This window comes from Bradyrhizobium sp. SZCCT0231 (assembly GCF_018130245.1).
Taxonomy (GTDB): Bacteria; Pseudomonadota; Alphaproteobacteria; order Rhizobiales; family Xanthobacteraceae; genus Bradyrhizobium; species Bradyrhizobium japonicum_F.
Window position 1 is genome coordinate 544,943 of sequence record NZ_JAFCKP010000003.1, and the last position, 26,809, is coordinate 571,751.

The following is a 26,809-nucleotide window of genomic DNA, read 5'->3' on the forward strand; positions in this document are numbered from 1 at the left end:
GCAGTTACTTACTTGGTTCATTTGGCTGGTTCGGTCAGCCACTGGCGGATGATCGCGACGGTTTCGTTGGGGTTGCGCTCGGCGAGCTCGCCGACGCGATGAACGGACTGGGCGTGGACCTGGCCCTGGATGGTGGCGACGTCGATGGCGCTGGCGGCGCCGCTCGGCAGCAGCTGCTGGCCGGCGGCCGGCGCCGCCTCTTCCGAGGCGGCCGGGCCCGCCAGCACGCCGGAGATGGCGGCGGCGACATCGTCGGAGGCGAGGATGCGCTTGACCAGCGGGCGGATCACCAGGAACAGCACGACGAGGCCGAGCAGCATCATCACGCCGAGCTCGACGAAGTACATGACGTCGTCCTTGGTGAACTGCAGCATGCCGAGGAAGCCGCCAGGTTCGCCGATCGGAGCGGTGGAGGGGGCGTCGGCGAAGCGCAGATTGACGACCTCGACCTGGTCGCCGCGCTTCTGGTCGAAGCCGATCGCCGAGCGCACCAGGGTGGCGATACGGTCGAGCTGCTCCTTGGTGCGGTCCTGGTAGGCCAGCTCGCCTTTGTCGTTCTTGGTGTAGATGCCGTCGACCAGCACCGCGACCGAGATGCGGTTGACCCGGCCGGCCTCGGTCACCTCGGTCTTGGTGGTGCGGGAGATCTCGTAATTGTTGGTCTCCTCGGTCTTCTTGCTCTGGTCCTTGGCCGCGGCGCCGTTGTTCTGCTGGTTGCCGGGCAGCTCGTTGTTGACGGTGACCTGGCCGTTATTGTCGGCGGTCATGCTCTGCTCTTCGCGGGTCTGGCTCGAGCGCAGCACGCGGCCCTCGGGGTCGAACTTGTCCGAGGTCTGGGTGACCTTGTTGAAGTCGAAATCGGCGGAGAGCTGGACGCGGGCGCGGCCGGAGCCGACCACCGAGGAGACGATGTCCTCGACCTGCTTGCGCATCCGCTTCTCGAAGGCGGTGCGGCGCTCGTCGCCGACGACCTGCTCCGGATCGGTCGCCGCGCCGTCGGCGAGCAGCTGGCCGGCCTCATCGACGATCGAGACGCGCTGCGGCTTCAGCCCGTTGACGGCGGAGGCGACGAGATGGCGGATGGCGCGGATCTGCTGGGCCTCCAGCGAGCCGCGGACCCGCACCACGATCGAGGCCGACGGCTCCGGCGCTTCGCGCGCAAACAGCGGCCGCTCGGGCAGCACCAGATGGACGCGGGCGGCCTGGATGCGGTCGATGGCGCGGATGGTGCGGGCGAGCTCGCCCTCGAGCGCGCGGAGATGATTGATGTTCTGGACGAAGGAGGTGGTGCCGAGCGCGTCCGACTTGTCGAACACCTCGTAGCCGACACCGCCCCCCTTGGGCAGGCCGCCCTCGGCGAGCTTCATCCTGAGCCGCGTGACCTTGTCCTTGGGCACCATGATGATGGAGCCCTCGTTGCGGATCTCGAACTGGATGCCCTGGCGTTCCAGGTCCTTGATGATGCCGGAGGAATCCTCGACGCTGAGGTCGGTGAACAGCGTCGTCATCTGCGGCGTGGTGACGCGCATGATGACGAACGCGAAGAATCCGATGAGCGCGGCGGTGACCGCGATCATCGCCCCGAACCGGGCGGCGCCGATACTTTTTAAGAAGTCCCCAAGACCTTGCAAGCAACCGCCCCGACCAATCCGACCCGCAACCGAGCGGCCGACTGGGCAATTATTGCCTAGGGGATGGTTTCGATATGGTTAACGAAGGTTAAGAGGTCGGACAAAAGTGCATCATGAAAAAAAATCGGCCTCGCTGGGCGAGGCCGATTTTCGTCAAAAGCCGCAGATTTCCGGATCGCCTACTGGCGATATTGCTGGATGCGGGTGGTGCGAAGACCCGCCAGACCGTGCTGGTCGATGGAAAACTGCCAGGAGAGGAATTCGTCGACCGTCAGGGTATAACGGCTGCAGGCCTCCTCAAGGGAGAGAAGTCCACCACGGACAGCGGCGACGACTTCGGCCTTGCGGCGGATGACCCAGCGTTTGGTGCCGGGTGCAGGCAGATCCGCGATCGTCAACGGACTGCCGTCCGGCCCGATGACGTATTTTACCCTCGGGCGATGGGGTTCTGTCATGGCGTACTCACAAACTCTCAACCACTGAACTCACGCCGTAACCGTAACCCCGGCGGCTTAAAAATCCGCTAAGCCTAAGGCTTCAATACAATTCTCGTTGAAACTTGCGGGAACGCGGCCGTCTCGGCCGGCGGGAGGCGCAATCTCGGCCGGCTGAGCGGGGCAGAAGGTAAATACTTTACTAACGAACCGGGCCTGCCGTGGTGTCGCAAAGGCCCTGACCGTCGTCCCGGGGCGCGCCAACGGGTCCGCGCGAAGCGCGGCCCGATGACAGGCTCCGCGCGAGCCCGGGACCCATAACCCCAGGGAGTCGTTTGACGAAGACTCGGAGTGACCAGCTGCGCGCTACAACCACTCCCTGTGGCTATGGATCTCCGCCCCCGTGCGCAATTGCGCACTGGGCGGGGATGACACTGAATCTGTTGCTGCAGTGCTATCAGTTGCTGCTGGTCGCGATGATGCTCTTGACCTGGCTCAGCGTGTAGCTGGCGCCGTCGATGGTGAGGAGCGGCGGCGACTGGGTCAGGTCGACCGACGACACCACGCCCTGCACCTGCGCGGCGATGCCGACATTGTTGTTCGCGACGTCCTTGCCCGTGGCCGAGATCGTGTACTTGCCGTCGGGCCATTGCGTGCCGTCATTGCCCATGCCGTTCCAGGTGAAGGGAATGTCGGTGCCGGCGGCGGCGGTATATTTGCCGGTGAACACGGTCTGGCCGCTGGAATTGGCCACGGAGATCTCGACAGTGGAGTCGGTGGGCACGTTGAGATGCCAGGTCGCCGACGAGTTCTTCATGGTGGCGGTCGAGCCGTCGACCAGGGCGGTCTTGCCGACGAAGCCCAGCGCCTGGGTCGCCTGCGTGGTCTGCTGCAGGGTGACGAGCTGGGCCAGCGAATCGTTGGTCTTGAGCTGCTGCTCGACGCCGGCGAACTGCACCAGCTGCTGGGTGAACTGGTTGGTGTCGAGCGGATCCAGCGGGTTCTGGTTCTGCAGCTGCGTCGTCAGCAGCGTCAGGAAGGTCTGGAAGTTGCCGGCGAGCGTCGACCCCGTGGTCGAGCTCATCGACGAATTCGACGAGGATTTCGGGATGTCGGTCGTCCCGGAGACGACGGAAGGGGCGGTCGCGGCATTCGTGGTGGCCATGTCTCGATACTCCTCACACTCTGATGTCGACGCCGCTACTCGATCCGAGCATGCGGCCGTAGCCGCGCCCGACAGGCGCGGCAGCAACGGTTTCGTCCTCGCTGATGATCAGCCGGCGGGCGTTGCCACCATTGTCGTTGTTCTGGCCGGATTGCTGGCCCGATGAATTCTGGTCGCGCAGGCTGAAGGACAGCCCGTTGCTGCCGGTCTTGAAGCCGGCATCGTCGAGCGCGCGCTGCAATTGCGGCGCGTCCTGACGCAGCATTTGCAGCGTCTCCGGCTTCTCCACCGTGAGATGCGAGGTGACCTGGCCGTTGCGGTCGACATTGATGCGCACGTCGATGCGGCCGAGCTCGGCAGGGTCGAGGCTGATGTCGAAGCGGGACCTGCCGGCGCGAATGGCGGCTGCGATCTCGATCGGCACGCCGCTGATCGGCACGGCCGTGTTGTGGGTCGCCGCGGTCGCGGTGAGCGTCGCGGTCGATGCCGTGGCAGCCGAGGTCGTATTGGTCAGTGGCGCCTGCACCGCGGAAGCGGCTTGCGCGCTGGTGTCCGTCGGAGCGATGGCGGCTTGCGTGCCTGCGTGCGCGGCCGGCGCGCCTTGTGTCGGATCGGCGGTGCGGTCGGCGGGACCTGCCTTCGCCTCGCTCGCTCCGCCATCTGCCTGCGGCTTGAGGCCTTGCGCATGCGCGGCGCTGGCCGGAGCCTGCGCCGTCGCGGCGTTCGCCTTGCCGGTGTCCTGGTCGATATTCGAGACGTCGGCCTGGGCCTGCGCCGTGACAGCGTCCTTGAACGAGGTTTTCGGCGTGCTCTGACTGGCGACGGCGATCAGTCCGCCGTTGGCTTTCGCATCGGTCGTGCTGGCCTCGCTCGTGCCGGTTGCGGTCTCGCCGAGCGTCGTCGTGGTGTCGGCGTCGACCTCGGCGCCTGCGGCCTTGGCGCTCTTGTCGCCGGCGGTATCGGTCTTGGTGCCGGCGATCTGCGCCGCAGTGGAGGCACTGGCGGCAAGACCTGCGGCGGCGATCGTCAGCGGCGAGGCGGCGGCATCGCCGGCCTGGCTCGCAGCCGCATTCGGGCCGGCCGGGACGACAGGCGCGGCAACGACGACGTTCGGATCTGGCACGGCGATCTGCGTCGCATCCGTCGGCACGGCGGCAGCCGCATCGGCGGCGGTGAAGGCGTCGGTGCCGTCGCTCTTGTCGCCCTTGGTCTCGTCGGATGTCTCCGCCGATTTGGCGTCTGCCGTCTCGGACTTGTCCTTGATCTTGCCGGCGTCCTTGCCCGGGTCCTTGGCCGGATCGCTGGTCGCCTCGCTCTTGTCGTTCTTCGCCGGCGCAGACGTGTCGGTGTCGTCGCTCGCCTTGCTCTGCGAAGGCTGGTCCGTGGAAGAGGCGTCGCGCGGGCTGCGGTCGGACGCCGTGGAATCGCTCCGGCGCGGCGCGGTGTCCTGTGCCTGCGCATTGTTGGCGATCGCCTGGGTGTTGCTGTCGACCAGCGAGCCGAAAGCGTCGGTCGCGGGCATGTCCTTTGGCCCTTGCGGCCGGGCAGGCTTTTGCTGCGCGCTCTGAATTTGCACGCTTGCCACGACATCTGACGTACGACCAACCACAGGCAACCCCTTGGAAGCAACTTCGGACAAGGGGTAGCAAGGAGCGGGCCAGTGCCCCTCTTCGTTTATTTATATAACAAAAACAATGGGTTGTTTGCTTGAGGGCGCTGCCGGGCAGCCCGCTGCGACCCCGCCATTTCTGCCGCCCCGGCAAGAATTGCCCTAAGCCGGCCGCCCGCGTGATTGCTTCACCGGAATGCCGCCTATATTAAAGAGGTTACCTCAGCCGCTTTCGACTTGGGCAGCCGTGCTCTTCGGGAACTAAAGTTCCGGGGGATTGCCGATGTCCCGCGAGAAAGCACAGAAATCGCGGATCGCGCTACGCCGCCGTCACAACGCTTTAGGGCCCATGCTCAACAGTCTGGATCTCGAAGGCCGTCCCGAGGACACCAGGGTCGTCGTCGCCATGTCGGGCGGCGTCGATTCCTCGACGACGGCTGCGCTGCTCAAGGCTGAGGGCTACGACGTCGTCGGCATCACGCTGCAGCTCTACGACCATGGCGCGGCGACCCACCGCAAGGGCGCCTGCTGCGCCGGCCAGGACATCCACGACGCCCGCGATGTCGCGGCCAAGCTCGGCATTCCCCATTACGTGCTCGATTACGAGGACCGCTTTCGCGAGTCCGTCATCGACAACTTCGCCGACTCCTATGCTCTTGGTGAAACGCCGGTGCCGTGCATCGAATGCAACCGCAGCGTAAAATTCCGCGACCTCCTGAAGACCGCGCGCGAGCTTGGCGCGCAGGCGCTCGCCACCGGCCATTACGTCGCCTCGCGCCGTCAGGGCGACGGCTCGCGCGCGCTGGTCTGCGCGGCGGATAGCGACCGCGATCAGAGCTATTTCCTGTTCGCGACGACGCAGGAGCAGCTCGACTTCTTGCGCTTTCCGCTCGGCGACATGACCAAGCCGCAAACGCGCGAGCTCGCGCGCCGCTTTGGGCTCGCGGTCGCCGACAAGCACGACAGCCAGGACATCTGCTTCGTGCCGACGGGCCGCTACACCGACATCATCACGCGCCTGCGGCCGAACGCGATGGACCCCGGCGACATCGTCGATCTCGACGGCCGCGTGCTCGGCCAGCATCACGGCATCGCCAATTTCACCGTCGGCCAGCGCCGCGGCCTCGGCATCGCCTCCGGCTCGCCGCTGTTCGTGGTGCGGCTGGAGGCAGCCAGCCGCCGCGTCGTCGTCGGCCCGCGCGATGCGCTGAAGATGCACCGTATCGGCTTGCGCGACGTCAACTGGATCGGCGGCGGCGACATCGACCGCGCCATCGGCGGCGGCCTAGAGATGTTCGTGCGCGTGCGCTCGACCCGCAGCCCCCAGCCGGCCTGGCTGCGCGGCAGCCATGGTCACTATGAGGTCGAGCTCGTCGCCGGCGAGGAGGGCGTCTCGCCGGGACAAGCCTGCGTGTTCTATGACGCACCTGGCGGCCAGGCCCGCGTGCTCGGCGGCGGCTTCATCCAGAGCGCCGCGGCGAAGGTCGGCGCGGGCACATCGCGCCCGCTCGCGGAAGCCGTGCGCGGCTGATCATGAAATTGGATCGCACTCTCGCGACGCCGGAAGTGCGCACCCTCGCCCGCCTGCGGGAGAGGGTGCTTCCGCAATGGGATACTCCGAGTGTGGAGAGAACCCTCACCCGCGCCGGAGCTTGTCATCGGGCGCGCCTTCGGCGCGACCCGGTGGGTGCGACCTCTCCCGCAAGCGGGAGAGGCTCCAGACCGCGCGCGGGGCAAGATCCGTTCTCACCAACAAACACACCTTAGAGAATTTTCGCGCAAGGGCAGGGGGCATGGCAGCAGACATCTCGCGGGCCGGGGTCGAGAAGGCCTATGGCCGCTGGGCGCCGGTCTATGATCTCGTATTCGGCAAGGTGTTCGACGCCGGAAGGCAATCGACCATCGCCGAGGCCGACCGCATCGGCGGCCGCATTCTCGACGTCGGCGTCGGCACCGGCCTCTCGCTCTCGGACTATTCGCGCACCACGAAGATCTGCGGCGTCGACATTTCCGAGCCGATGCTGCGCAAGGCGCAGGCGCGCGTGCGCGCGCTGCGCCTCTCCAATGTCGAGGTGCTCTCGGTGATGGATGCGAAAAACCTCGCTTTCCCCGACAACGCCTTCGACGCGGTGGTCGCGCAATATGTCATCACTGCCGTGCCCGATCCCGAAGGCACGCTCGACGAGTTCGTGCGCGTGCTCAAACCGGGCGGCGAGCTGATCCTCGTCAACCACATCGGCGCCGAGAGCGGCCCCCGAAAACTGTTCGAACTCGCTTTCGCCCCCATCGCCCGCCGCCTCGGCTGGCGCCCGGAATTCCCGTGGGCCCGCCTCGAGGGCTGGGCCGCCAGGCACGGCGGCATCACCCTCTCCGAGCGCCGCCCCATGCCGCCGATGGGCCATTTCTCCCTGATCCGCTACCGCAAATCGTGATCGCGCCGCGGGAACGCGCGCCAAGCCCCGCGCGTTTCCGTTCCATGCGCACGACATCCAACATCATTCTGGCCGGCCTCCTGATCGCCGCCTCCGGCAGTGCGATCGCACAGGCCCCGCCCGCCCCGGCAACGCCGCCGCAACAGACCGCGCCGCCATCCCCGCAGCATGCGACGGGTTGCACCCCGCAGGACCGTCCGAACCGTTCACCTGATGGCACCACCACCGGCCAGTCCCGGGAACCGCTCGGCGACAAGCTGGCCAAATCCGAGGGCGTGCTCTGCCCGCCCTCCGGCATCGACCCCGAGATGCACGCCCCGGCCCCCGACACCGGTGGCAACACCCCGGTCATCCCGCCCCCCGGCAGCCCCGGCGGCGATCCGAATGTGAGGCCGAAATAGCTTTTGTCGCGCCGAAGCCTTGGCGTAGGCGGAGGCCGGTCCGTCCTTCGCCTCTCCGCGCGTCTGGTGTATGAAAACAGGCGAGTCCGGCCCTAAACCGGGTGATTTCGCCGGCGAAATCACCCATCGATCGCCGCCACCTTGCTTGACTTCCCGCCGCCCCCTTCCTTATATGCCGCGCGTTCGCGAGATCGGCCTTATTCGCCGCCGCGATCCCTGTGGCGGGGTAGCTCAGCTGGTTAGAGCACGGGAATCATAATCCTGGGGTCGGGGGTTCGAGTCCCTCCCCCGCTACCACCTTTCCCCACACTCCTTTGACGTGGTTTGGATAGGCCTTTTCCCCGAGCAGGGCGTTTAGCCGGCCTGCTATCTCCACGGCTACGCCACCTGGACGTCCTGGATCGCGGAACACAGTGACCGTCTCGACCAGGTCTCTGATGGCCTCTCCGTCGCCCGCACTGACACCTTTACCCAGTGCTTCTTCAAGCCGACCGAGTTGCTCCTCATATCTTTTGAGAATAGCCGGATGCAGCGCGACTTCCTTCGGGGCGGGCGGCTCACTCTGCAACTCCTCAGATATCCGCTTTCGTTCGGCATCTAGACTAGGGAGCGCCAGACGGCCATTGAGTCGTTTCTCAGGAATCGGCTGCCGTTATTCAGCGCTCTTATCTCAGGCGCCCAAAAGCGACGTCACTTGATTGGGACAGTGGTGGCGATCCATTTCGATCAGTCCGAGGCGATCGTTCACGGGCACTGATGCTGCATACCGCGCTTGGACCTGCATCGTACGATCTCTGGATGATAAGACGGTCGTCGAAGTGATGCTCAGACCTTGCTTCCTGAGTCCCTTGCCACGCACAGTATCGATTTGTTGATTTTTTAGCGGCAGCTTTGTTGGAGGAGCGCGCGCCAAAACTCGTGCAACCGCGACGAGATCAGTTCGTTTGAGCGATATATGACCGAGCCAAGCATTCGCTAATCGCGCAAAGGTCAGGCTAATCCGCCCTCCGGTTATTGCCTCTGCCCATGATAGAACCGAACCCGATAATCATGCGGCAGCACGTTGAGGCGGCGGCGGAACGCACGGCGCAGATGCTCCTCGCTTTGAAAGCCTGCGCGCGCGGCGATCTCCTTGATGGGAGACGCGGATTCTTCCAGCGCGCGGCGGGCGGCCTCGACGCGAAGCTCTTCCACCGCCTTGCCGGGCGTGCGGCCGGTTTTCTGGCGAAACACGCGCGCGAAGGTGCGGGGGCTCATGCCGGCTCGCTCAGCCAGACTCTCGACGCGCAGATCGCCGCCGAGATTGTCCTGCATCCAGCTCGAGATTTTCTCGAACGCCCGGTCTTCAGAGGCTTGCATGGACAGCGGCACGCTGAATTGTGCTTGCCCGCCGGGCCGCTTCAGGAACACGACCAGGCGGCGCGCAATGCGCATGGCCTCGCGATGCCCGAGGTCGTCTTCCAGCAGCGTGAGTGCGAGATCGATGCCGGCCGTGACGCCTGCCGATGTCCAGATGCCGCGGTCATGCACGAACACCGGATCGACCTGCACCGAAACGTCCGGGTATTTTGCGCGCAGCAGGTCGCAGGAGCCCCAGTGAGTGACCGCGCGCCGCCCGCGCAGGAGGCCGGCTGCGGCCAGGACGAATGTACCGGTGCAGACCGAGCAGACGCGTCTGGCCTTCGGCGCCGCTAGACGAAACCAGTCCACCAGCGCCGCCTCTGCGGCAGCACGATGAACGCCGGGGCCGCCGCCGACGATGAGGGTGTCGATATTCCTGCGGTCGCAATCGGCAAGCGCTGACGTCATCACCTCCAGGCCGGACGAAGTTTTGACCGGTCCGCCATTCAAAGAGCAGATCTGCCAGACATAGGGCGCACGCCCCACCTCCGATGTTTCGCAGGCCAGCTCGAAGGCCTGCAGCGGCCCGGCGAAGTCGAGCAGCAGGCAACCGTCGAACAGGACGAAGACCACACGGCGGGCGGCGGAACGGGCCATTGGCAGCGCCTTTGTCAGGGGAGCGCTTGGCAGGAATTGCGTGCATTATGACATTTCGGCAAATGGCCTCCGCTGTCAACATTGGTTTGTTCAGCGGTGGAGGGCTACATGTCCGGCAAACGGATCGAGATCGGAATTCTGTACTATCCCGGGATGACGCAACTGGACGTCACCGGCCCCTTCGAAGTGTTCGCCCGCCTGCCGAACGTTCGCATGCACCTGCTGTGGAAACGCATTGAGCCCGTGGTCAGCGACGTCGGTCTGCCGCTGCTGCCGACCACGACCTTCGCCGATTGTCCGGACCTCGAGGTGTTCTGCATCGGCGGCGGCCCGGGGCAGGTCGTCACCATGGATGATGACGAGGTGATTGCCTTCGTTCGCGACAAGGGCGGATCAGCGCGTTACATCACATCGGTTTGCGCCGGCTGCCTGATCCTCGGCGCCGCAGGCCTTATCGACGGATACAGGTCAGCCTGCCATTGGCTGATGAGTGACCAGCTTGCCGCCTTTGGCGCCATCGCCGTCGACGAACGCGTCGTGGTCGATCGCAACCGCATTTCCGGCGGCGGTGTCACCGCCGGTATCGATTTCGGTTTTCAGGTCGCCGCTGAACTGTGCGGCGAAGAAGTTGCAAAAAACCTCCAGCTGATGCTGGAATACCAGCCGCAGCCGCCATTCGATATCACCGTGCAGAACGCGCCGCGTGAGCTGATTTCCCGCATGCGCCGCGAGGCCGAACCTTGGCTGCAAAAGCGCGCAACCGCGGTGCAGAAGGCGGTTTCAAAACTCAAGGCAAAAGCGACGGCGGCTTAAGCTCGTTCGCGACAGGGAGGAATGCCACAAGCGCCATTATTGGAAAGGTGTTCGCATGATCTGGCACGGTCGCATCGCTACCCTTCTCGTCGTTGGCACTTTCATCGCATCTTTTCCGGCCGCTCGCGCCGCCGAACTCTCCGGTGGCGTGGTCCGGATCGGCATCATCAATGACCAGACCGGGCCATTGTCCGATCTGTCCGGATCGGGCTCCGTCGCGGCGGCCAAGATGGCGGCGGAAGACTTTCAGAAGCTGGTGCCGTCGATCAAGGTCGAGATTTTGGCCGCCGACCACCAGAACAAGCCTGATATCGGCGTCGGCATTGTCCGCAAATGGTTCGACGTCGACGGCGTCGACATGGTCGCCGACGTGTCCAATTCGGCCGTGGGGCTGGCGATCCAGTCGCTGGCGCGCGACAAGAACAAGATTGCGGTCTATTCGGCGGTGGCGACCACCGAACTGACGGGCAAGCAATGTTCGCGAAACGGCCTGGCCTGGCTGCACGATTCCTACAATCTGGTGTCGGGACCGATCCGCACCCTGGTCGGCCAGGGCTACGACACCTGGTTCTTCATCGCCGCCGATTACGCGTTCGGCAAAAACATGGTGTCGGAATCGCAGCGCGTGCTGGCGGCGGCGGGCGGCAAGTCGGTCGGCGCGGTGTATCACCCGATCGGCAACGCGGACTACAGCTCATTCATCCTGCAGGCGAAAGCCTCCGGCGCCAAGGCGATCGCCTTCGCCAATGCCGGCGACCAGCTGGTGAATCTGATGAAGCAATGGAACGAGTTCGGCATGAACACGGGAAGTCAGAAGCCGGTGGCCGAACTGATGTTCGACACCGACGTTCATGCCATGGGTCCGAAAATCGCCAAGGGCCTGACCACGCTGACGGCATGGTACTGGGCGTTGGATGATGACAGCAGGGCGTTCGGCCGGCGCTTCTTCAAGCTTCGCAACGCCATGCCCACGGCGCCGCAAGCCGCGGTCTATTCCGGCGTCAGCCACTATCTGAAAGCAGTCGCCGCCGTGGGCACGGATGCAACGGATCCGGTGCTGGAGAAGATGCGCTCGACGCCCGTCGACGATTTCTACGCACGCGGCGCGAGGTTGCGCGAAGACGGCAAGCTCGTGCACGACTTCTACCTTGTGCAGGTGAAGGATCCGTTCGAGGTCAAGGCGCCCTGGGAGTACTATAACGTGCTCGAGAAAGTTCCGAGCGGCGACGTCTACTCCTCATTGGCTGACAGCGAATGCCCACTGGTCAAGCGGGTCAATTGAGAGGCCTGGAGTGCCAAACGGCTGCCTTATAGATACTCGATATCGAAGGTTTGGTTGGCGTCGGGAAAGGCGGTAGCGCTCCGACAGCCGACCTCCAAAGGAAGCCCCCATCCTCCGCGCTGAATACCTTCGGGAAGATTCAAGAATTATATCGCAACTTCAATTACATAAGAGTTCGCAGTTTTATTCTGAATGGAGCGCCAAATCCGCGCTATACTATCACGTTGTACGATACGGCTCCGCAGCCGCAGCACTATCTCCGGCGAGGGCTGACTGATTGCGTCGGCGGCATCGCCGAGCTTTCCGCTTTGTGTTGTTCCGCGTGCGCCCGGGGGCTTCGCCCACGTGCGTCCCTCGCCGTGGGTGCAATCCCGGCCCGAATCAAGCGGCGGACGTCCGTCATTTCCGCTATGATCAGGTCCATGACGATCCGGATTGCCGGACCCCAACGCAAGGCACCACGGCTAAGTGGCGTGGTCGGGCTGACCGTTGCGGCTGTCGTCACTACGATTTGTCTGATCCTGCTCGGGCTCGCGAGCGATTTCCTGGTCGACTGGCTATGGTTTTCGTCGGTCGGCTATCTGCAGGTCTTCTGGATGACGATCGGCGCCAAAGCCGCAGTCTTTGTCGCGATCTGGACAGCAACTGCTCTCGTACTTTGGGTGAACGGGTGGCTCGCGCTGCGTGTCGCCGGCAAGCGGTCGACACAGCTTGCGGCGGCTGCGGTGTGGCAGGCCGCGGGCAGCGCGCCGCCGGATCCGCTGGCACAGTGGCGCGATCGCTTGCCGTGGCGCTCTATCATCGCAGGCGCGGCTGTCCTGCTCGCCGTTCTCGTCGCAGCGGCCGAACTGGGCAACTGGGGCACCTTCCTGCAGTTTCTCTATCAGGTGCCATATGGTGCTGACGAGCCGCTCTACAGCAAGGATATCGGTTTCTATCTGTTCTCGTTGCCCGCCTATATCCTGATCAAGAACTGGATGATGCTCACGCTCGCTCTGAGTGCGCTTGTCGCCGGAACGATCTACTGGGCTCACGGCGATATCGAATACGACTCTCAACACCGTTCAATGTCGCCGACAGCGATTGGCCACGGCTCGGCGCTGCTCGGTCTTTTCTTCGCGGTGAAGGCCTGGTCCTATAGTCTCGATCGCTATCTGCTGCTCTACGGCGACAACGGCGTGGTGGTCGGCGCAAGCTACACCGATGTCCATGTGGGGCTGCCGGCCCTGTGGCTGATGATCGGACTTTCGATCGTCGCGGCTCTCGCCACGTGGGCGAACTTGCGGACGCGCAGCTACCGGCTTCCTGTCGCCGCGTTCCTGCTCGTCGTCATCGGCACTTTCGTGCTGTCCGGCGTAGTCCCCATTCTGGTCTGGCAATTCTTCGTCAAACCAAGCGAGTTGGATCTGGAGAAGCCCTACATCGAGCGCAACATTGCGCTCACCCGGCAGGCCTACAATCTGGACAAGATCGCAGCCAGGCCCTTTGCGGCCGAACAGAAGCTTACCTCCAAGACGCTCGACGCCAACAAGGCGACAATCGATAATATCAGGCTGTGGGACTGGCTGCCTCTGTCGGACACCTACGCGCAGCTGCAAGAGATCCGCACTTACTACAAATTCCATGATCTTGACGTCGATCGCTACTGGCTCGACGGCTCCTACCAAAGTGTGATGCTCTCGGCACGCGAACTGCGGCCCTCCCTGCTGCCGCCGAACGCCCAGACATGGGTCAACCGCCACGTGCTGTTTACTCATGGCAATGGTGCGGTGATGAGCCCGGTCACGCGCAAGAGCACTGAAGGTCTGCCGCTCCTCTATTTGCGGGATATCCCGCCCGTTGCGGATGGAGGCCCCAAAATCCACGAGCCGCGCATCTACTACAGCGAACAGAGCAACAACTACGTCATCGTCAAGGGGAGCACAGCTGAGTTCGACTATCCGAAGGGAAAAGACAATGTCTACGCGGCTTATGACGGCACGGGTGGCATTCCGATAGGAGCGGCGGTGTGGAGAGGCCTGTTTGCCTACTATTTCAATGACCCGAACCTGCTACTGTCAAGCTACATCACCACCGACAGTCGGATCATGATCCGCCGCAATATCGGGGAAAGGGTACAAACGATCGCTCCGTTCCTCAGGCTCGATCACGATCCTTATCTGGTCATCAGCAATGGGCGGATGTTCTGGATGCAGGACGCCTACACGGTGAGTTCCTATTTCCCCTCTTCGCAGCCAGCGCAGGATTTCGATCTCAACTACATTCGCAATTCAGTGAAGGTCATCATCGATGCCTATAATGGGACCGTCGATTTTTACCTCATTGACACCGGCGACCCGGTCGCGGCGACCTATCAGCGTATCTTTCCGAGCTTGTTCAAGCCGTTCGAGGCGATGCCTCCGGACTTGCAGAAGCACATTCGATATCCGGAGGACCTGTTCCTGATCCAGGCGCGGCTCTATCAGACCTACCATATGGAGGCCGCCGACGTTTTCTATAACCGCGAGGATCTGTGGCAATTCCCGCGCCAGCCAGGCGGCGGCGGCATTGCAACGATGGCGCCGTACTACATCGTCATGCGGCTGCCCGGAGAGCCGCAGGCCGAGTTCTTCCTCATGCTTCCCATGGTGCCCAGCCGCCGCGACAATATGATCGCGTGGCTCGCCGCGCGCTGTGACGCGCCCGACTACGGCAAGCTGATCGTCTACGAATTTCCCAAGGAGAAGCTCGTCTACGGGCCGTTCCAGATCGAGGCGCGGATCAACCAGAGTACCGAGATATCGCAACAAATCACGCTGTGGAATCAGATGGGTTCGCGGGTGATACGCGGCGCAAACTTGCTTGTGATCCCGATCGAGAACTCGATCCTGTATGTATCGCCGCTCTATTTGCGAGCGGAGCACGGACACCTGCCAGAACTAAAGCGTGTGATCGCAGCCTATGGTGAACATGTGGTGATGAGGGAGACGCTCGGCGAGGCCTTGTCCGCGTTGTTCATCGAGCCTGGCGGGGCGCGGCCGGTCTCGAGCACAAATGGGGAAATGCCTGTTACAGGCCCGTCGACAAGTCAGGCAAGGGAGGCGCTCGATCGCTACAATCAGGCCGTTGAACGATTGCGCTCCGGCGATTGGAAAGGCTTTGGCACGCAGTTCGACGCAATGCGCGAGCTCTTGGAGGAAATGAACCGACGTCCCGTCGGCCAGTAGTGCCCACCCCCATCACGAACGCGGCGCCACGATTGGGCTCTGCTCAAGATCATATCGCGGATCGCCCCTGTCGAGACGAGCGGGTCGGGTCCGGAGTCGAAGGTGTGCCGAGAGTTGCAATGAGCCGGAAGAATCGGGTTCCACTTGGCGATCGCGTCGCCGTAGCAGCCGAAAGGGCGCTGGCGGCCCGGCAATTTGTGAGCGCCACCGACATCCTCATCGGGATCGGGTGGCTTGATCCCGGAGCGGTCGAGCGCTGGCAGCGCGGACAGGTCGGCTGCCTGGAGGAAGTTGTCCAAATCGATCCGCCGCGTATCCTGGAAGCCATGCAGCTATTCCAGTCCTGGGCGACCGAGACAGGACTGATCGCAAGCCCCACAGCCTATGTTGATCGTACGCCGCAACGCCGGGAGCTGCGCTTCAGTCGAAGCGGAGATCCTGGGATCGAGGCGTCATATCGGACGCATTGGGTCTCGCCGGAGCTTTCCGAGAAGAAGCGCGAACGTCTGGTGGCGAAAGCAAGCCGCGCCCCGGAACTGGTGGTTATTCAGCCATTGAACACGGAGTGGACATGCCATCGCTGCGGCGGCACCGGTGATCTCCTGATGATGGAGCCTCCCGGCCCGGCGTGTCTGCGCTGCGTTGGCCTCGATGATCTCGAATTTCTGCCGGCGGGCGATGCCTTGCTCACGCGACGCGTGAAGGCGAAATGCACCAGATACGCCGTTGTCGTACGCTTCAGCAGGACCCGCGGCCGCTACGAACGACAAGGCCTGCTGGTCGAGCCTCGGGCCCTTGCGGATGCGCGTTGATCGAACCTCCACCCCGCAGAATAGTCCTTCGGATCCTCAACGTGCGGAGACAATAAGCAAGCCTGCATTGATCGATGCACAGCTCTTGCCCTCCCAACATCAGATTTCGGAATATTTGCATGCTTGCGTGCCGATCGGGTAGGAAACTCGGGATTTCCTCGGCGGGATAGACACTTTCCAATGTAGTCTAGAAGAGGACCGGATGGCAGGAGGAATCATGGAAAGAGAGATCGCGATCAGAACCGACGGAATGCTCTTGGGGGTGTGAGGGAACTTGGATGGCATTGCTCACTACATGAAAAATAACTTGTCCGACGAAGAGTATTCAAGACTTGTCAAGTCAATCGGGCAGTCAGTGCCAACGACCCGATCGCCCGCCGGGCAATCAGCTCTCGATCCACGACTGCTGCGCACTCCACGCCCCGCAGGAACAGCACTACCGCGGCTGATATCCCTCAATGCGCGTCAGCAGTTCTTCTTCCAGCCCGGCCCGGCGCCGCTTGAGCCACTCAATTTCCGCCTCCTGATCGGCTTCCGCCTCGTAAGCTTTAAGGAGATCGGTGACGCGGCGGAATTGGTGGCAAAGCGCGTCGAAGGTTCCGTCTGTCGCCACCAATCGGCGCACGACCTCTTCATCCTCGGAGAACCTTGCCAGCAATGGCCGGATGCACTCGACGATTTCGTTTGTTTCCATCGTTCCTCACTGTTCTGTCCGACGCGTTTCGCGGGACAAGCCGCGAAGACCGCGGACTAGGATTTCATCTTTCGAATCTCGTCGACGATCTCGGGATTGGCGAGCGTCGAGATGTCGCCGGCATCCTCGTTGTTCGAAATCGCCCCGAGAACGCGGCGCATGATCTTTCCGGAACGGGTTTTCGGCATATCGGGGACGATCACGACACGACGCGGGCGAGCGATCGCTCCTATCTCGCGGATCACGGAGTCTTCCACTCGCTTGCGGATGTCCTCGCTGGGGGCGAGCCCAGGCTTCAGCGATACGTAGAGGTCAGGGACCTTGCCTTTGATTTCGTCCCTGGCAGGAACCACTGCCGCCTCGGCGATCTCCTCAACAAGGAGGCTCGCGGACTCGATCTCCTTGGTCCCAAGCCGATGCCCGGCCACGTTGATGACATCGTCGATTCGACCCAGGATGCGATAGTAGCCATCGGCTGCCTGCAGGGCGCCGTCGCCGGCCATGTACGGCCAATCGCGCCAGTTGCGGCTCGATCGGTCCTTGCAGTAACGCGCGTAGTACTGTTGGACGAAACGATCGGGGTCTTTCCAGATCGTCTGGAATGAGCCCGGCCAGGGGTTCTGGATGCAGATGTTTCCGGCACGGCCAGAGCGCTGTGGAATCTCGGCGCCTGCCTCGTCGTAAATGATCGGGTGAATGCCGGGCACGCCCGGCCCCGCGCTTCCCGGCTTCATGGGATGAAGAGCCGGCACCGTGCTGCACAGAAAACCGCCGTTCTCCGTTTGCCACCAGGTGTCGACGATGACCGCCTCACCCTTGCCAACAACGTCATAGTACCACTTCCAGACGGCCGGTTCGATGGGTTCGCCCACGGTGGTCATATGTTTGAAGTGGTGATGGTACTTTGGCGGCTCGTCCGGTCCGGCGCGCCGAAGCGCCCGTATTGCCGTCGGCGAGGTATGAAAGATGTTGACGTCGAGCTCTTCGGCGATGCGCCACGGACGGCCCGCGTCGGGATAGGTCGGAAGCCCCTCATACACCACCGACGAGGCGGCAAGCGCCAGCGGCCCATAGACGATGTAGGAGTGACCCGTGATCCAGCCAATATCAGCCATGCACCAGTAGACATCCTCCGGATGGATGTCCTGAATGTATTTCGACGTTCCCGCGACGTAGGACAGATATCCACCGGTAGAGTGCTGACATCCCTTCGGCCTCCCGGTGGTGCCGCTGGTGTACATCAGGAACAGCGGATCTTCCGCGGGCATTTCCACAGGGTCGACCCGGCGCCGCGGATAGCCCGACAACATCTCGTTCATGACGAAATCTCGGCCCTTAACCAATGGTGTCTTGCTTGAGTATCGCCCCGGGTATCTCTGCCACACGAGCACCTTCTCAACCTTGACGCCTTCTTTCTCCGCCTCGCTGACGGCGATGTCGGCTTTCTCCTTGTGATCGAGCAGCTGCCCGCCACGGTAATAGGCGTCCATCGTGATCAGCACACGGCTCTCGGAATCGACGATACGATCTGCGGTGGCCTTCCCACTGAAGCCGCTGAAGACTTGCGAGTGAATGACGCCGAGCCTGGCGCAGGCGAGCATCGTGATCGGAAGCTCTGGCACCATGGGCATGTGCAAGGTCACCCGGTCGCCCTTCTTGAGACCGCAGCCATCTCGCAACAATGCGGCGACCTCGTTCACGCGCACATAGAGCTCCTGGTAGGTGACGTGCTGAATTGCTTCGCGCTCCGGTTCAGGGACGAAGTGGATCGCCGTCTTGTTCTTGTACTTGGCGAGATGGCGATCGACGCAGTTGTAACTGGCGTTGATCGTGCCGCCGACGAACCATCGCCAGAACGGCGGATTGCTCGTATCAAGCGTGATGTCCCAGGGCCGGTACCAGTGAAGAAGAGCGGCGTACTCCTTGAAGCAGTCCGGGACATTATCGAGACTGAATCGATCAAGGACCGTTTTGTCAGTCAGGTTGGCCTGTGCGACAAATCGCTCCGGCGGGTTGACGTAGTTCTCTTCCTGCCAGTGGACCGCGATCTCGGCTTCCGACACTTCTGCCGTTATTTTCTCTGACATACGTTGTCTCCCAAGGTATCGCGTAACCTCGAAATCACATCGGTCGGGGGATGCTCTCACGCAAACGGGCGCCAGCGGCGCTCGCAGCGCGAGGCCGTCTCAAGAATGCACGTCGAAGAAATTTGATCATCCGGGCACTCCCTATGCCACGGCGGGAGCGCAATTCATGCGAAACGCCCAGCAGGGGCGTTACGAGCCAATACGAAGTTTAGATCGTTTCAGACGACTTGGCGAGGCTTGCTCGCTCCGTCCTTGCACATGAGAGGAGGCGCCTATTGCAATGCAGCGTCCTCAGCGGCGATCGGCGCGGCGCAGTAGTGAACAGCGATGCATTACAGCGCGGTGCAGGATTATAAAGGAATTTCAATCATATAGGAGTTCGCAGTTTTATTCTGGGTGGCGCGCCAAGCCACGATATTCCGCGCTGTTCTACGACATTGCCCCACGTGACCCGGGCTTCAGCGTCGCGCGATGACTGATCGCTCGCGTAGGCCTAACGCTCTTCTGCACGAGATTCCCGCACCGGCCGGACTTCGCAAAGGTTGGATCGATGGGATGGCGTGCCGCTGACGGGATCGCGGACACTCGTGTCGACCGTCAGGTTGAAGTTCGCGCCGTTCGGACCGAACGGATCGCAATCGCCAACTCCCAGTTCATCGCAACCTTGCCACCAGCCATGCTCGCCCACGACGACGCGCGGATCGAGCTTTTCGCTGAAGCGCGCGCGGGCGCGCATTCCGCCGGCGGGAGTGCGCACATCAACCCAATCTCCATTCCTGATGCCGCGTGCCGAGGCGGTCGCGGGATTCAGCTCGATCTCCGGATCCAATGCGCGCTTGCGCAGGCCCGGCAGTGCACGATGCTGGGTCTGACAAAAAAGACTGGGTTTCGCGCACGTCAGGATCAAAGGGAAGGACGCGGCCAGGTCGGGGCGGGCGACGGGGCTCATGGGTGGTTCGACAAAATCCGGCATGGCCGGATAGCCGTGATCAAGGAAGGTTTCCGACCAGAATTCGACTTTCCGCGAGGGCGTCGGGAAGCCGCGCGGGTTTCCCCTGTCGTCGCGCGCGGCGTATTTGACGTGCTGTGTCGTCAGCAGTTTCCGCAACCCGGCGGGTTGCGCTCGAAGCTGCTCCAGGGAGAAGCCGCTGGGACCAAGCTGGTGACGGTAAGCGGCGTCGACATCGCCGTTCCAGAAATCCTCGCCGAGACCGAGACGTGTGGCAAGGCCGAGGACGATATCGGTATCGGACCGTGCCTCGCCGGGCGGCGCGACGATGGCCTGCCTGAGCTGAACGTGCGATTGCGCCTCCGCGCTGATTTCGAAGCCGATCTTGAGAGCTTCGCGTTCGAAGCAGGACGCGACAGGCAGCACGACATCCGCAAACGCCGCCGTCGGCGTCATGAACAGATCGGCATGTGCGTAGAAATCGAGCGCGGCCAGCGCAGCGCGTCCGCGAACCGGATCGCCGTGAGCGAGCAGCAGATTTGCGCCGAACCCGACTAATCCGCGGACGGGATATGGCGTGTCTTCCAGAACGGCTCGGTAAAAGTCCTGAGGGGAGACATAGTTCCAGCGCGCAGGTCCGAGCGGACGTTCGGCGACCCCGATTGCGGGAGCAAGCCGCTTTGCCGCAGGCAAGTTCTCTCCACTGATCGACCCGGCCGGCACTGCAGGGAACAGCACATTGCCCCCGGCCGCATCGAAACTGCCGGTAAGAGCATAGAGCATGGCCATCGCCCGCGCCGTCTCCGTGCTGTTGGCGTGATGCTCGTGCCCGCTCCAGGCATAATATGAGACAGGCCGGGCGTGCCAGATGATGCGGGCAGCTTCCTCCAAGTGGCCAGGAGGAATCCAGCATGTCGCTTCAATCATTTCGGGCGAATATTTGCTGCATAGCGCTGCGTAGCGGTCGAAGACGGGCCGGCAGGAGATCGGACCGTCTCTGGTTGCGACAGTGTATTCGCCTCGCAAGGCAAGATGGTTAGCGGATGCCTCGTAGCAGCCGGTCGCCGGATCATAGCTGACGGCGCGGCTAGATTCGGAATCCCAGGCGACAAATTGTCCCGAGCCGCTGCCGGAAAGGAGGTCTTCCGTTCTGAGCAACCTGTCGGTATCGGAGCGCGCCAGAAGGGGGCCGTTGCTCCACGTCCGGACGAACGCCTCGTCGTACCATCCGCGCTCGATCATGATGTTGGCCAGACCCAGCGCGAGCGCGCCGTCGGTTCCGGGGCGCACCCGCAGCCAGACATCGGCTTTGTTGGCAAGGCCGACGTTGCGCGGATCGATCACGATCAACCTCATTCCGCGTTTCAGGCCGGCGACCGTCGCAGTCGCATGCGTAATGCGCGTAAACGATGGATTGTAGCCCCACAGGATAAGGCAGCCAGATTCGGCAATGTTGGCCATCGCTCCGCCAGCACTTCCAGTCGCAACGCTGCCGACGCCGAAGACGTAGCGTGTCGCATAGCCGCGTCCCCAGCCGCACAGCTCGAGCGCCGACACGTGGTTCGGCGTGCCGAATGCATTCATAAGTCTGGCAATGAACGCAGCGGAATCCGCAATTGCGGTCGTCGAAGGCGATGATTGACTGAACGCTACCGCTTCAGGTCCATGCTGCTGGGCGATGCGCCGCATGGCGGTTGCGATCTGATCAAGCGCCGCATCCCATGATATTTCTTCCCATCCGGGGTCGGCGTCGCCTTTCGGCCGTGTTCGACGCAGCGGTCGCTTCAGCCTTTCCTTGTGATAGACCAGTTCGGGAGCCGCTCGGCCCTTGGCACAAATCGCAGCGCCGGTCGGGTGGGTCGGATCGGGGTCTAGGCGTGTGAATCTGCCATCCGTCACCGTCGCGATGGTACCGCAGCGGGCGATGCACAGACTGCAGTAACCTTGCACCTGACGTACGTTCGGCATCTCTGCTGACATGCACAAACTCCCTCGCGGCAATGCGTACGGCCTGTGGACGCGTGTGTCTGAGATAAGCTGCCGCCACGAGACTATCTGCGCAAGCTGTCTTTTGACACCGTGGATTCACATTACAAAGCGATCTCAACAACATAAGAGTTCGCAGTTTTGTTCTGGGTGGCGCGCCAGACAACGTTTTCCATTAGTTGTCCCGAGAATTAGCTGCTTTAGCGGCATTAGATAACTGCAGATTGTCTCGTCGTCGGTGCATACATTTGGCATGCACCCGATGCTGCGATGTTATTTCGGGTGATAGTATCGGTCCTGAGATGCCGAGCTCGAAGAGCTAAACTGAGAGCGTTTTACGCGGCGCTATTCGGTCCAGGAATCATGATCCTGGGGTCGGGGGTCCGAGTCCCTCCCCGCTACCAATTTCCCATTCGTCTCAGCCAATCTAAATCGACGACTTGTTGGCGTTTGCGCTGTGTGCTCGGCCCGTAGCTGACTCTTGATCAGCGGGTCCCGGGTTCGAGCCCTGGTGTGCCCACCATTTCCAGGCCCTCTTGATGCAGGGCTTTTTCATTCCCGGCATCAGAACGGAACGCGCCTCGAGCGACGTTTTTGTGGTCGGACGTCGTACGGCTATGGCTCCAAAATCCTCGAATATCGTACGCCGCGAGCCGGCCGCTCCTCGAGAATTCGCTTAACGGAATGCGAGCACAGCCCGCATCTGACGGTGCATCCGAGGCAGCCGTAGACCTGCGCGGCCGAGCACAGTTCGTCGTCGCTCGACGCGACACCCCTGATGTCGTGATCGCTGATGACGTTGCAGGAACAGACGATCATGCCGGATTCCGTTGTGTGGAGCGTCGGATGGCGTTGAGCCTGACGGCTGCCATCGTTGCATCGGCAATTGCACGCCCGCGATCGTCGATTCCGGTCCACTGGGCGTCACGCCCGCGCGGATCGACCTCCAGCAGCTTGACGCCGGCCGGAACCTCGCTGCCGTCGCGCGCGATGCCGCGCAGGATGCCGTCGCGGGGTGCGAGCACCGGAACCCCCGAGAGATGGCCGAGCACGAAATCCTTGTAGACGCGGGTGCCGATCTCGATCGGTGTGTGCCAGCGGCCCGCGAACTGCGCGTAGACGAAACGTTCGGCGCCGACATCACCCAGCGAACTTGCGATGCCATCGGCGGCGTCGGTCCAGCGCCTGCCCGTGACCAACCCGATCTTGCCGGGACGGGTCTCCACCGCGGCGTCGCAATTGAAGTTCGACGAAAATCCCGGGCCCAGCCCGATGGTCAGCAGGGCCAGCCGCCTGAGATCGGGGGTGATCCGGCGCTTCTGGAGGCGCGCATCGATCAGCAGGTCGATCTGGCGGACCGGGAGCAGATCGAGCAGGCCGAGCCAGGTCACCAGAATCCGTGGCGGCCGACGCAGGGATTGATAGACCTGCATGCCGTCGTCGACGCGTTCGGCGACGATATCCTCGAGCCGCGCCGTATCGGTGAACAGAGCATCGTGGAAGGTCATCTTGCGCCGGATCACCGGCGGATCCGGATCGTGCGACAGCACCACGCAATGTCCGGCGCGCACGAGCTGGATGCCGATCGCAGAGGCGATCTCATTGGTGCCGAGGATAACAGTAAAAAGACGTTGGTCGTTCGGCTGGGGCATTTGAAACCACGTTTGCAGGCGAGGCGCGGCACGCCGGGACGCGTGTGAACCTGAAATCGGAAGAGCAAGAGCCGGGCCATTTGGAACCATTGAAAATCAGCGCTCAACCACCGGCTATCATTCAGGAACGGGTTCCGACCGGCGACTGCCCTCCCTGGTTCAGAAGCCAACGCGCTCTTGTTGCAAACCCTGCAACGTGTCGCGAAGCCGACATTCGACCGCGAAAATCGCAACGATCGGTCGGTGCGGCGTGGCCCAAATCCTGCAAAGTTGCTCGGTGTGCAATTGGCAGGCGTCCGATCCGGACGCAGTGAGGAGCTGGTGTGACGCTCGATCTACTGGACCATGATGGTGCGACGGATCGTGCGTCGGCGCCCGATGTCGCGCTCTGTCCGTTTCATGGCGACAAGTCGCGGGCCCAACACGGCGAACGGAAGACGCTCGTGCTGACCGGCGCATCGCGCGGGATCGGCCATGCGACGGGAAAGCTGTTCTCCGAAGCAGGCTGGCGGATCATCACCTGCTCGCGGCAGCCGTTCGACGGCGACCGATGTCCCTGGGACTCGGGAACGGACAACCACGTACAGGTCGAATTGAGCGATCATCGCGCGCTGCCCCGCGCGGTCGCCGAGATCAGGGAGCGGCTCGGTGGCGGGCCTCTGCACGCACTGATCAACAATGCCGGCATTTCGCCCAAAGCCGCTGACGGTACGAGATTGAATTCGCTGACGACGCCGGTCGAAACGTGGATGAGCGTGTTCCACGTCAACCTGCTCGCGCCGGTGCTGTTCGCGCAGGGACTGGTCGACGAGCTGAAGCGGGCCGCCGGCTCGATCGTCAACGTCACCTCGATCGTGGGCTCACGGGTGCATCCGTTTGCCGGCACCGCCTATGCGACGTCGAAAGCCGCGCTCGCCTGCCTGACCCGCGAGATGGCGCACGACTACGCGCCGTTCGGAATTCGCGTCAATGCGATCGCGCCAGGCGAGATCAAGACCGACATCCTGTCGCCGGAGACGGAGGCCCAGCTTGCGCCGATCATACCGCTGCATCGCGTCGGTACGCCGGACGAGGTCGCCAAGGTGATCTTCTTCCTGTGCTCGGAGGCGGCCAGCTACGTCACAGGTGCGGAAGTACCGATCAACGGAGGGCAGCACGTGTGATGCAACGGTCATTGCCAGTCGCGAAAGAAAAGTTGCCGATTTGCGCTAGATCAATGCGGAGACTCCGCTTTCGAGCATGTCGCGCGTTACGACGGTAAATTCCGTAAATCGGATGACAAAGCGTGCAAGCGCGATGGAATCTTTTTGCAGCGTTGCCGACAAGTTGAGCGCGACTCCTGACATGACATGAATGAGAATAAGACAAATTCCAAAGAAGGCTGCGGGGAGGATGTTTCAGGCAACGGAGATTCCGTCATGCTGCACGCTGTTCCCGTGATTGAACGACACAGAGCCGATCAGACGGCGCCGATCGTGCCGCTGAATGAAATCGCGCTGACCGGGATCTTCGAGATCTCCAAGATACTGACGGCACCGACGCGGCTGGAGACCACGCTCGCCAACGTCGTGAATCTGTTGCAATCGTTTCTTCAGATGCGCCATGGCGTCGTCGCGCTGCTGTCGGATGATGGCATTCCCGATCTCGCGGTCGGTGCCGGTTGGAGCGAAGGCAGCGACGAACGCTACCGCGGGCGTTTGCCGCAAAGGGCGGTCGACCAGATCGTTGCGACCGCGATGCCGCTGGTCGCGGAGAACATCGCCACCCACCCGGCCTTCAGTGCCGCGGACGTGGAGACATTGGGGGCCTCGGAGACGACGCGCGTCTCGTTCATCGGCGTCCCCATTCGCATCGATTCCAAAGTCGTCGGCACGCTGACCATCGATCGCGTTTGGGACGAGCGACCGCTGTATCGGCTCGATTCCGACGTGCGCCTCCTGACCATGATCGCCAATCTCGTCGGCCAGACCGTGAAGCTGCACCGGGTCGTCGCTCAGGACCGTGAACGGCTGATGCACGAGAGCTATCGCCTCCAGAAGGAGCTGTCCGAACTCAAGCCGGCGCGCGACCGCCGCAAGGTTCACGTCGAGGGCATCATCGGAGACAGCCCGGCGCTGCGGGGCCTGCTCGACAAGATCGCCGTCGTGGCCAAGTCGAACTCGACGGTGCTGCTGCGCGGCGAATCCGGCACAGGCAAGGAGCTGATCGCCAAGGCCATTCACGAGCTTTCGCCGCGAGCCAAGCGCCCGTTCATCAAGATCAATTGTGCGGCCTTGCCGGAATCGGTGCTGGAATCCGAATTGTTCGGCCACGAGAAGGGCGCCTTCACTGGCGCGCTCAATTCCCGCAAGGGACGGTTCGAGCTTGCAGACAAGGGCACCTTGTTCCTGGACGAGATCGGCGAGATCTCGGCGTCCTTTCAGGCGAAGCTGCTGCGCGTGCTCCAGGAGCAGGAATTCGAGCGGGTCGGCGGCAACCAGACCATCAAGGTTGATGTTCGCGTCATCGCCGCGACCAACCGGAATTTGGAAGAAGCGGTGGCGCACAACGAATTCCGCGCGGATCTCTACTATCGCATCAGCGTGGTGCCGATGATGCTGCCGCCGCTGCGGGAGCGGCGCTCCGATATCCCGCTGCTCGCCAACGAATTCCTCAAGAACTTCAACACCGAGAACGGCCGCGCGTTGAGCTTCGATCGGCACGCGATTGAAGTGCTGATGAGCTGCGGCTTCCCCGGCAATGTGCGCGAGCTCGAGAACTGCGTGCAACGCACGGCGACGCTGGCACCAGGACCGGAGATCGTCAGGAACGATTTCGCTTGCTGTCACAGCCAGTGCCTGTCCGCTATGTTGTGGAAGGGTGTATCCGAGAGCGTGCCGCAACGCTCGTTGCCGATCGTGCCGCTCTCTGTTCTTCCGGCTTCCGCTGCGCGCGAGGGGGCCGCCGGTGCTGCTCCGTCAGCTGTTAAGCCGGTGCCGCCGGGAGGAAGCGCTTCCACGCCGACCGGAAGCGTGGCCGAGCGCGAGAGCGTCATCGCAGCCATGGAAAAATCCGGCTGGGTTCAGGCCAAGGCCGCGCGCCTGCTCGGCTTGACCCCGCGGCAGATCGGCTACGCGCTGAAGAAGCATGGCATTGAAGTGAAGCGGCTCTGACGGCACTGTCGCAGATGCGACATGCTGTCGGGGCCATGACAAGCCGCTTCGTCGAAATAGTCATTGAATTTCCGACGTTTCCCGGTTGGCACGACGCTTGAAAGGAGATGCCCGACGGCATCGTCTGCTCAAGGAGTCGGAACACATGTCCTACAAGATTGTCGCCTCGCAATGCACGGTTTGCGGCGCATGTGAGTTCGAGTGCCCGAACGCCGCGATCAGCCTCAAGCGCGACATGTACGTGATCGATCCCAAGAAGTGCACGGAGTGCGAGGGAAGTTTCGACACGCCGCAATGCGCGGCTGTCTGTCCCGTGCCCGATACATGCGTTCCGGCCTGAGGGGAGATCGATGACGCAGGCTGCGAAGTCAACCTTGCGGATGGAGCGCTAGATGGCAGCGGTTCAGGAGACCATCGAGCGGGTCCGCGGCATCGACGTCGACCAGTATCGTTATGGGTTTGAGACCCTGATCGACTCCGAGAAGGCCCCCAAGGGGCTGTCGGAA

20 protein-coding genes and 1 tRNA gene are annotated in these 26,809 nt (G+C 62.7%); 11 read left to right on the forward strand and 10 right to left on the reverse strand.

The features are described from left to right. Positions 1–17 precede the first annotated feature (17 nt). From fliF to JQ566_RS13000, 4 genes are all read right to left on the reverse strand, one after another. Entirely contained in the window at positions 18–1,631 is a 1,614-nt protein-coding gene (gene fliF / locus JQ566_RS12985; RefSeq protein WP_212372606.1) for a flagellar basal-body MS-ring/collar protein FliF, read from the reverse strand. Between the two features lie 179 nt (positions 1,632–1,810). Next, positions 1,811–2,086 (reverse strand): CtrA inhibitor SciP, encoded by a 276-nt coding sequence (gene sciP, locus JQ566_RS12990; protein WP_002714638.1) that lies wholly within the window; start codon positions 2,084–2,086, stop codon positions 1,811–1,813. 436 nt (positions 2,087–2,522) lie between these two features. Next, on the reverse strand, positions 2,523–3,230 hold the full coding sequence (locus JQ566_RS12995; RefSeq protein WP_212372607.1) for a flagellar hook assembly protein FlgD: 708 nt from the start codon (positions 3,228–3,230) through the stop codon (positions 2,523–2,525). A 13-nt stretch (positions 3,231–3,243) separates the two neighbouring features. Further along, the gene (locus JQ566_RS13000; RefSeq protein WP_212372608.1) at positions 3,244–4,839 is read right to left on the reverse strand and encodes a flagellar hook-length control protein FliK; all 1,596 of its coding nucleotides are present in this window, start codon (positions 4,837–4,839) and stop codon (positions 3,244–3,246) included. A gap of 349 nt (positions 4,840–5,188) precedes the next feature. On the opposite strand from JQ566_RS13000, the gene mnmA reads away from it, so the two are divergent. The 4 genes from mnmA to JQ566_RS13020 all read left to right on the forward strand — a co-directional run bounded on the left by mnmA (position 5,189) and on the right by JQ566_RS13020 (position 7,969). After that, a complete protein-coding gene (gene mnmA / locus JQ566_RS13005) occupies positions 5,189–6,370 on the forward strand; it encodes a tRNA 2-thiouridine(34) synthase MnmA (protein ID WP_212372609.1) in 1,182 nt (393 codons plus the stop codon). A gap of 262 nt (positions 6,371–6,632) precedes the next feature. Further along, on the forward strand, positions 6,633–7,271 hold the full coding sequence (locus JQ566_RS13010; protein WP_212372610.1) for a class I SAM-dependent methyltransferase: 639 nt from the start codon (positions 6,633–6,635) through the stop codon (positions 7,269–7,271). Positions 7,272–7,315: 44 nt separating this feature from the next. Then, a complete protein-coding gene (locus JQ566_RS13015) occupies positions 7,316–7,672 on the forward strand; it encodes a hypothetical protein (protein WP_212372611.1) in 357 nt (118 codons plus the stop codon). Between the two features lie 220 nt (positions 7,673–7,892). After that, positions 7,893–7,969, forward strand: a tRNA-Met gene (locus tag JQ566_RS13020). A 714-nt stretch (positions 7,970–8,683) separates the two neighbouring features. Here the strand turns inward: JQ566_RS13020 and JQ566_RS13025 are convergent. Further along, the gene (locus JQ566_RS13025; RefSeq protein ID WP_212372612.1) at positions 8,684–9,670 is read right to left on the reverse strand and encodes a GlxA family transcriptional regulator; all 987 of its coding nucleotides are present in this window, start codon (positions 9,668–9,670) and stop codon (positions 8,684–8,686) included. A gap of 108 nt (positions 9,671–9,778) precedes the next feature. Here JQ566_RS13025 and JQ566_RS13030 point away from each other — a divergent pair, with 108 nt between their 5' ends. The 4 genes from JQ566_RS13030 (at position 9,779) to JQ566_RS13045 (ending at position 15,783) form a co-directional block, all read left to right on the forward strand. After that, positions 9,779–10,483, forward strand: a complete 705-nt coding sequence (locus JQ566_RS13030) for a DJ-1/PfpI family protein (RefSeq protein WP_212372613.1) — start codon at positions 9,779–9,781, stop codon at positions 10,481–10,483. A gap of 55 nt (positions 10,484–10,538) precedes the next feature. After that, complete coding sequence (locus JQ566_RS13035; RefSeq protein ID WP_212372614.1) at positions 10,539–11,765, forward strand: ABC transporter substrate-binding protein; 1,227 nt, start codon at positions 10,539–10,541, stop codon at positions 11,763–11,765. Between the two features lie 422 nt (positions 11,766–12,187). Further along, positions 12,188–14,971, forward strand: coding sequence for a UPF0182 family membrane protein (locus JQ566_RS13040; RefSeq protein ID WP_212372615.1), 2,784 nt, complete (start codon positions 12,188–12,190; stop codon positions 14,969–14,971). Between the two features lie 119 nt (positions 14,972–15,090). After that, on the forward strand, positions 15,091–15,783 hold the full coding sequence (locus JQ566_RS13045) for a hypothetical protein (protein WP_212372616.1): 693 nt from the start codon (positions 15,091–15,093) through the stop codon (positions 15,781–15,783). Between the two features lie 436 nt (positions 15,784–16,219). Here JQ566_RS13045 and JQ566_RS13050 read toward each other — a convergent pair whose 3' ends face one another. The 5 genes from JQ566_RS13050 to JQ566_RS13065 all read right to left on the reverse strand — a co-directional run bounded on the left by JQ566_RS13050 (position 16,220) and on the right by JQ566_RS13065 (position 23,151). Next, entirely contained in the window at positions 16,220–16,477 is a 258-nt protein-coding gene (locus JQ566_RS13050) for a hypothetical protein (protein ID WP_212372617.1), read from the reverse strand. 56 nt (positions 16,478–16,533) lie between these two features. Continuing rightward, positions 16,534–18,564 (reverse strand): acetate--CoA ligase, encoded by a 2,031-nt coding sequence (gene acs, locus JQ566_RS13055; protein ID WP_212372618.1) that lies wholly within the window; start codon positions 18,562–18,564, stop codon positions 16,534–16,536. 493 nt (positions 18,565–19,057) lie between these two features. Beyond that, positions 19,058–21,493 carry a molybdopterin-containing oxidoreductase family protein gene (locus JQ566_RS13060; RefSeq protein ID WP_212372619.1) on the reverse strand — a complete coding sequence of 812 codons (2,436 nt, stop codon included), beginning with the start codon at positions 21,491–21,493 and terminating at the stop codon, positions 19,058–19,060. 621 nt (positions 21,494–22,114) lie between these two features. Next, a complete protein-coding gene (locus JQ566_RS34570; protein ID WP_434057815.1) occupies positions 22,115–22,318 on the reverse strand; it encodes a (2Fe-2S)-binding protein in 204 nt (67 codons plus the stop codon). Continuing rightward, positions 22,315–23,151 carry a xanthine dehydrogenase gene (locus JQ566_RS13065; protein ID WP_212372620.1) on the reverse strand — a complete coding sequence of 279 codons (837 nt, stop codon included), beginning with the start codon at positions 23,149–23,151 and terminating at the stop codon, positions 22,315–22,317. The genes JQ566_RS34570 and JQ566_RS13065 overlap by 4 nt, the downstream gene beginning before the upstream one ends. Before the next feature lie 338 nt (positions 23,152–23,489). Between JQ566_RS13065 and JQ566_RS13070 the strand changes: the two genes are divergently transcribed. From JQ566_RS13070 to JQ566_RS13080, 3 genes are all read left to right on the forward strand, one after another. Continuing rightward, complete coding sequence (locus tag JQ566_RS13070) at positions 23,490–24,314, forward strand: SDR family NAD(P)-dependent oxidoreductase (RefSeq protein ID WP_249139441.1); 825 nt, start codon at positions 23,490–23,492, stop codon at positions 24,312–24,314. 255 nt (positions 24,315–24,569) lie between these two features. Then, positions 24,570–26,303, forward strand: coding sequence for a nif-specific transcriptional activator NifA (nifA, locus tag JQ566_RS13075; protein ID WP_212372622.1), 1,734 nt, complete (start codon positions 24,570–24,572; stop codon positions 26,301–26,303). Between the two features lie 145 nt (positions 26,304–26,448). After that, the gene (locus JQ566_RS13080) at positions 26,449–26,643 is read left to right on the forward strand and encodes a 4Fe-4S dicluster domain-containing protein (protein ID WP_080136860.1); all 195 of its coding nucleotides are present in this window, start codon (positions 26,449–26,451) and stop codon (positions 26,641–26,643) included. Positions 26,644–26,809 lie beyond the last annotated feature (166 nt).